This window comes from Lacrimispora sp. (assembly GCF_036758025.1).
Classification (GTDB): Bacteria; Bacillota; Clostridia; order Lachnospirales; family Lachnospiraceae; genus Lacrimispora.
This window is the reverse complement of record NZ_DAIOXM010000018.1, coordinates 92,265-99,066: the sequence shown is the minus strand read 5'-3', so window position 1 is coordinate 99,066 and position 6,802 is coordinate 92,265. Positions and strand designations below refer to the sequence as shown.

The window sequence follows — 6,802 nt, the reverse complement described above, 5'->3', positions numbered from 1 at the left end:
TCAATCCGGCAGTATTAAGAAGCATCCGCCACGTGATCGAATGCGGACGCAAGGAGGGAATCATGGTAGGCATGTGCGGAGAAGCGGCCAGTGATCCTATGCTTATTCCTTTGCTGCTGGCCTTTGGCTTGAATGAATTCAGCATGAGCGCCTCTGCCATCTTAAATGCCAGAAAGCTGATCACCGGCTACAGCACCAGAGAGCTTCAGGCAGTGGCTGACAAGGCCATGTCCTTTGCAACAACCAAAGAAGTGGAAGATTATATGAAGGAATTTATCCGCCGTTCATAATTCTTCCTTATGTATCAGTATGAAAGGTGCAGCGTCCGCAAAAAAGCGGCCGCTGCCCTTATTTACCAAAGGGGTATTTTACAATGAGCGTTTATCTGATCAGCTATGCAGCGTCTTTTTTATTTGCAAGAGCAGGATTTTACTGGCTGTCCGGTATTGTTCTGATGCTGGCGGCTCTTTTCCTCTACTGGAGGGATTACAAAAAGACCGGGAATATCATTCATCTGCGGGGACTGTTTTCCCTGTTCTGGGTGGGAGGGGAAGGCATTGCCTGTTTAAAGCTTTCAGAGCTTTCTTCTGACTGGAGCATTATTACATGGCTCTGTTTTCTTGTGGCATTTCTGGGTTTTTGGTCAGCTTTTGAATTTCTCACGAAGCTGCAGGGGGAGCCGGGAGGCCAGCGTTCCAGCTGGTTCAGCTTTAAGGGGTTTGAAAGACCTCTTTTTCTATCCATGGTTATTGTTACGGGCCTGTCACTTGGGGCTTTTATTTTTGAAGCTGCTGTTTTGGGATTTATTCCCTTTTTTACCAGGGGAGTGCCTCACGCCTATTCCTCCTTTCACATCACCGGGGTTCATTATTTTACTGTATCCTGTGTGTTGGTTCCGCCTCTGGCTGTACTTTATTTCAGCATTGAGCAGGGGAGAAACGGCCTGCGCATGATTCTGACCGTGATCATGGTTTTAATTGCCTGTGCCATTCCCATTCTCTGCGTATCCCGGTTCCAGTTGATTCTGGCTGTAGGGCTGGCTGTTCTGGCCTACATTGCCATGGAGCACCGGCTGAATATCATCTACGCGGCAGGCCTTGGTCTGGGGATGATTGCCATTTACGGAATACTCACTGTGGCAAGAGGCCATGATGTGGCTTATTTAAACGGCATTTTTGAAATGAAGAACAGCCGTATGCCCATATTTATCACCCAGCCCTATATGTATATTGCCAATAACTATGACAATTTCAATTGTCTGGTGGAATGGCTTCCTTCCCATACCTTTGGGCTTCGGATGCTCTTTCCTCTATGGGCTCTTACAGGGCTTAAGTTTTTGGTTCCCTCCCTTGTGGATTTTCCCATCTATGTAACAAAAGAGGAACTGACTACAGTGACCCTGTTTTACGATTCCTTTTATGATTTTCATATTATAGGGGTGCTTTTATTTGGAGCCATTTTAGGCGCGGCGGCTTTCTTTCTCATGAGATTGGTAAAAGGAGCCCGCAATCCTATTATCTACTTATTTTACGCCCAGTTTGCCATATACATGATCCTTTCCTTTTTCACCACATGGTTCAGCAATCCGGCCACCTGGTTTTACTTCGGAGCCACGGCCGCCTTGTATTTGTTCTGCTCCTGGAAGAATAACGGAAGACGGGGATAGATATGCTCATAAAAAGCTGCAAAGCAACCGGATAAACGGCTGTTTTGCAGCTTTTTTACTGTGATTATGACTCCGGCGTCTTTGGAGCCTCTTCTTTTTCCTTTGAAACAGCTTGGGAGGGCTTTTGGTTTTTCCTGCGTCTGCGACGGAGGAGAACGATGACTCCCGCCAAAGCCAGGACAGGCAGCCAGAAGGGAATGGTAGTGATCAAAACTACCACAAAGCTGACCGCTCCGTTTTTGAATGTCCGTAGGTTATCTTCCAGACCTTTTTTGATACGGGTTCCGGCTGAATCCTGAGAGGTAGGAGAAAAGATGGTAACTTCTCTGATGTACAGGGAAACCGTACTGTAATCCACTTGATTATCGTAGAGCCTGAGCTGAGACTCCATGGACTCCAGTTGATAGCGTATTTCCGACAAGCGCTGCTGGATGGTGATGACCGTGTCCACTGACTCAGCTTTTTCAAGGAATTCCCACATCTTTTCCTGTTCGATTTCCAGGGATTTCTTCTTGCTCTCCAAGTCACTGTACTGGAGGGTCACATCCTGGGTTGACTCGGATCTGTTTGTCACATTTGTATTTGATTCCACAGCGGTTAAAAAGCCGTCCACCTGATTTACCGGAATCCGGGCGGTGATGCTGGCATATCTGGGCCCCGGGTTTCCGGAGGAATACAGGCTGTTTCCGCCCATATCCGACTGTTCTATGTATCCGCCCAGCTCCTGAACCTTGGTTTCCAGCCCTGAGACCAGAGTGTCAAAGTTATCGGTCTCCAGGTTTAAACTCACGTTTCGTATCAGTTTTCTCCCGGCAGGAAGAACAGGCTTGCTTTCCTCTCCCATAGCCTGCGAGGCTGGGGAAAAGACTTCTGCCTCTGCTGCTGCTGCCTCTGTATTTCCTGAAACACTTCTGTCTGCCATTCCGTACTCTGCCGGCACAGCCTGTGAACGGGCAGAAGATTTGCCTGCACAGCCGCCCAGCAGGAGAACTGCCAGAAGCAGGAAAATGGCTTTTAAACTTCTTTTTTTCATAAAATCCCTCCTCTCTATTTCCAGAAAAATAGTATGAAATCAGTATATCATGGCCCTTGGGCCATTTCAATAAATGGGCAAAAAACTTAAGAAAAGTTTATAGATTTGTGTGACTTTTACGGCTGGAATAGGAATATTGTAGAGTAGGGGAAAGGGGGCTTTTTTATGAATATCGTCTTAGAAAAATATCACGGACTGGGAAATGATTATCTTATTTTTGATCCCAACAAAAATGAACTGGAGCTTACAAAAGACAGGGTCCGGCTGATCTGTGACCGGAATTTCGGAGTAGGGTCTGACGGACTTTTGGAAGGGCCTGTGCTAAAGGAGGATAAGCCTAAGGTCAGGATCTTTAATCCCGACGGAAGTGAAGCGGCGTCAGGGGGAAACGGGGTCAGGATTTTTGGGAAATATTTAAAGGATGCAGGCTATGTGCAGAAAAACAGCTTTACAGTCAGCACTTTAAGCGGATTGCAGACCATCCGGTATTTAAATGAAGAGGGAACCAGAATCAAAACCTCCATGGGCAGACTCAGTTTTTACAGCGATGAGATCCCGGTGACAGGGCCCAGAAGAGAGGTGCTTAACGAGACTATGGTGTTTGGAAGCATTCCTTACCGGGTCACCTGTGTGTCCATGGGAAATCCCCACTGTGTTATATGGTTAAATGACATATCAAAAGACCTGGCCTGCCGGATCGGAAAGCACAGCGAAGCAGCGGATTATTTTCCGGAAAAGGTCAATACAGAGCTTTTAAGAGTGGTGGACAGGACCAACATTGAGATCGAAATTTATGAAAGAGGGGCCGGGTATATTCTGGCTTCCGGAACCAGCGGATGTGCGGCGGCAGGGGCTGCTTTCCGGATGGGGCTTACAGATCCCAACATGTATGTCCACATGCCCGGAGGCACTTTAGAGGTAGAGATTGAAGAGAGCGGAGAGGTTTTGATGACAGGGGCAGTTGGATATGTAGGCAGATTTATCCTTTCCCATGAAATGACGGAGCAGCTTCGCACAACGTAATGAAAGTCTCCCGCCCGGAGCATCAGGTAAATCTTCCCAGTGAATGTGTTGACGAAAATAGCGTTTTCATACTATAATATTACAATAATTCAGTTGATGCGTAGTTAATGCAGTGCAGGAGAGGCGGGAGTTTATGAATCGTATGTCGGCTGAAAGCGGAGAGGCTGGTATTTACATCGTTGATCAGAATTACAGGATCATCTATCTGAATGATATGGCAAGGTCCTATTATCCAAATTTGAAAGCAGGAATGCACTGTTATGAAGCGGGTGAGGGCTCTGCCCCCTGCCCTTGTCCCGGAAAGGATTCCGGGCACATGATCTATTACAATACATCATCTGAGCTTTGGATGGATGTGTCCTCCGGAGAAATCGAGTGGCCTGGCTATGATCGGTGCAGGCTCATTATGTTTCGCCCGGTGAGTGAAAAAAATAAAAATTTGTTTTATTATCTGACTGACAATACGGTCTATGATGAACTTCTTGAATTAAATATTTCAGCAAATACCTATCGGATGCTCTCTTTTCAAAAGGATAAATACATTCTTCCCGAAATGGATGGAGGGCTGGATCTTTTGGTGGCCCGTTCCTCGGATTCCCTGATTCATCCCGAGGACCGGGAGGCTTTTTTGAAGTTCTGGGACTCCTCCACTGTTCTGGAGCGTCTTCATTCCAATGGAAGAATCTTAAGGGGAGAGTTCCGGAAAAAGCTGGTAAACGGAAGCTATGGCTGGGTCTGCATGATCTTCGTCCTGTTCCGGTGCGGAGAGTGTGAGGATGCCATTATCATGTGCTACGTCCAGGATATCAGCCGGAGGAAGGCGGAAGAAGAGGAGGAACAGCGCAAGTTCCGGGAAAAGCGCGAAGAAACCGACTTTATGACAGGGCTTTTCCGCTACGGTCCCTTCTTTGAGAAAGCGGAACAGATGTTGAAGCGGAAGGCGGGCACTGTTCATTTTATGGTGGCAATTGATATTGAGCATTTTAAGTTTTTCAACGAGTGGTATGGAGAAGAAGAGGGAGACAGGTTCCTAATAAAGATCGGAAACCACTTAAAGGAAATGGAACAGGCCTATGATACGGTGGCCGGATACATGGGCGGAGATGATTTTGTTGTAATCCTTCCTGCAGACAGCTCATTATTGGACAGCCTGGAGGAAGGGCTTAACGGATATGTCAGGGAGTACGGCGGAAATGCAGGTTTTCGTCCTGCTTTTGGAATCTATCTCATTGAGGATTTGAGTCTTCCTGTCAGCATGATGTATGACAGGGCTTCTATTGCATTAAACTCTATTAAGGGGAAATACACCCAGCGCATCGGCTGGTTTGATCCCGGCATGAAGCAGAAGATGCAAAACGACCAGGTTCTTCTGTCGGAAATTCAGAGAGCTCTTGAAAAAAAGGAATTCATTTTCCATGTTCAGCCCCAGTGCGATATGCTGACAGGGAGAATTGTGGGGCTGGAGTCTTTGGTCAGATGGCAGCATCCGGTGAGGGGACTTGTTTTACCGGGGGATTTCATTCCTCTTCTGGAGCAGAACGGCTTTATCACTTATCTGGATGTCTACATCTGGGAGATGGTATGCCAGCTTTTAAACCGCTGGAAAAGAGAGGGAAGGCGGCTGATCCCTATTTCCGTCAATGTATCCCGCATGGATATCCGTGCCATTGATATTGTTTCTAAATTCCGGGAACTGGTGGACCAGTACAAAATTAATCCTAAATTTCTGGAAATAGAGATTACAGAAAGCGCTTATGCAGAGGATTATGACTTGCTCCGGAATGCGGTGGAGAATTTGAGGAAGGCGGGCTTTCCGGTGTTTATGGACGATTTCGGAAGCGGCTATTCCTCTCTCAATATGCTGAAGGATGTGAATGTGGATGTCTTGAAAATCGACACCAAGTTCCTGGATATGAATGAAAACAGCCGGACCCGTGGAATGGGAATTTTAGAGACCATTGTCAGAATGGCAAGGGTCATGCAGCTGAAAGTCATTGCAGAAGGAGTGGAACAAAAGAGCCAGGTTGACTTTCTGATTAATACGGGCTGTATTTACGGTCAGGGATATTACTATTATAAGCCCATGGCTGTGGAGGAGGCAGAACAGCTTTTGCTGAAGGATCATTATGTGGACTATGGAGGAATCCGGGCCCGCCAGACCCAGCTTAAGCTGGAGGATTTATTTAATGAGAATATTACCAGCGAGGTCATGATGAACAATCTGCTGGGTGCTATTGCCCTTTATGAGGTTTACGATGATCTTTGCGAAGTCCTTTGGGCCAATGAGGAGTATTACCGCATTACCGGGGATAATTTCATGGAAACAGAGGAGCGCAGGCGTTTTATATTAAATAAAATCTACAAAGACGATGCGGACCGGATGCTGAATCTCTTTGAACTGGCTTATAAGGACCCGGTTAGCGGGGCGGAAGGAGTTCTGCGGCGCTGCCGTTTGGACGGCTCCCTTATGTGGGTCCAGTTAAGGGTGTTCTTTTTAAGGGAACAGGATGGACGCCGCCTTTATTACGGTTCTGTCCGGGATTTTACAGAGCAGGTGGAACAGCGCCGGAGGCTGGAGGATTCCCAGAAGATATTGACAGGCATTGTAAAGATGACGGGAGAGAACATTTCCCTGGAAGATATAGCCAGAGAAGGCTACAAGGCAGTCAGCAATATATTTACCCAGGTGATTCCGGGCGGACTCCTTGGCATCTATTGTGAAAAAGGATTTCCCCTCTACTTTGCCAATAAAGAAGTGCTCCGCCTTCTGGAGTATGATTCCTATGAGGTGTTTGCAGAGGATATTGAAGGAAAAGTCGGAAATATCCTCCATCCTGAGGATATGAAGGTGATACAGGAGAATATTTCCCGCTTCAGTTCTCCGGGAATGGAGTATACCCTGCAGCACCGCCTGAGAAAACGGGATGGAAGCTGGCTTTGGCTGAAGACGAGAGGGCGGGTTCTCCGGGTGGAAAACGGCCGCACCGTTATTATAAACTCCTGTATGGATATTACGGATACCGTGAAGCGATAAACGGAAGAGGCGTACCGTCTCCTCCATATATAGAAAGGATAAAATC

The 6,802-nt window shown here is 47.1% G+C and carries 5 protein-coding genes; 4 read left to right on the top strand and 1 reads right to left on the bottom strand.

The genetic code is table 11. From position 1 onward, the window contains the following. A partial coding sequence (locus tag V7M78_RS15340; protein ID WP_333651095.1) for a putative PEP-binding protein occupies positions 1–290 on the top strand: 290 nt, incomplete at its 5' end. A gap of 83 nt (positions 291–373) precedes the next feature. After that, positions 374–1,666 (top strand): O-antigen polymerase, encoded by a 1,293-nt coding sequence (locus tag V7M78_RS15335; RefSeq protein ID WP_333651093.1) that lies wholly within the window; start codon positions 374–376, stop codon positions 1,664–1,666. Between the two features lie 64 nt (positions 1,667–1,730). Here the strand turns inward: V7M78_RS15335 and V7M78_RS15330 are convergent, their stop codons facing one another. After that, positions 1,731–2,699 (bottom strand): DUF4349 domain-containing protein, encoded by a 969-nt coding sequence (locus V7M78_RS15330; RefSeq protein WP_333651091.1) that lies wholly within the window; start codon positions 2,697–2,699, stop codon positions 1,731–1,733. A gap of 165 nt (positions 2,700–2,864) precedes the next feature. On the opposite strand from V7M78_RS15330, the gene dapF reads away from it, so the two are divergent. Beyond that, the gene (dapF, locus tag V7M78_RS15325) at positions 2,865–3,722 is read left to right on the top strand and encodes a diaminopimelate epimerase (protein ID WP_333651089.1); all 858 of its coding nucleotides are present in this window, start codon (positions 2,865–2,867) and stop codon (positions 3,720–3,722) included. Positions 3,723–3,855: 133 nt separating this feature from the next. Continuing rightward, positions 3,856–6,756 carry an EAL domain-containing protein gene (locus tag V7M78_RS15320; RefSeq protein WP_333651087.1) on the top strand — a complete coding sequence of 967 codons (2,901 nt, stop codon included), beginning with the start codon at positions 3,856–3,858 and terminating at the stop codon, positions 6,754–6,756. Positions 6,757–6,802 lie beyond the last annotated feature (46 nt).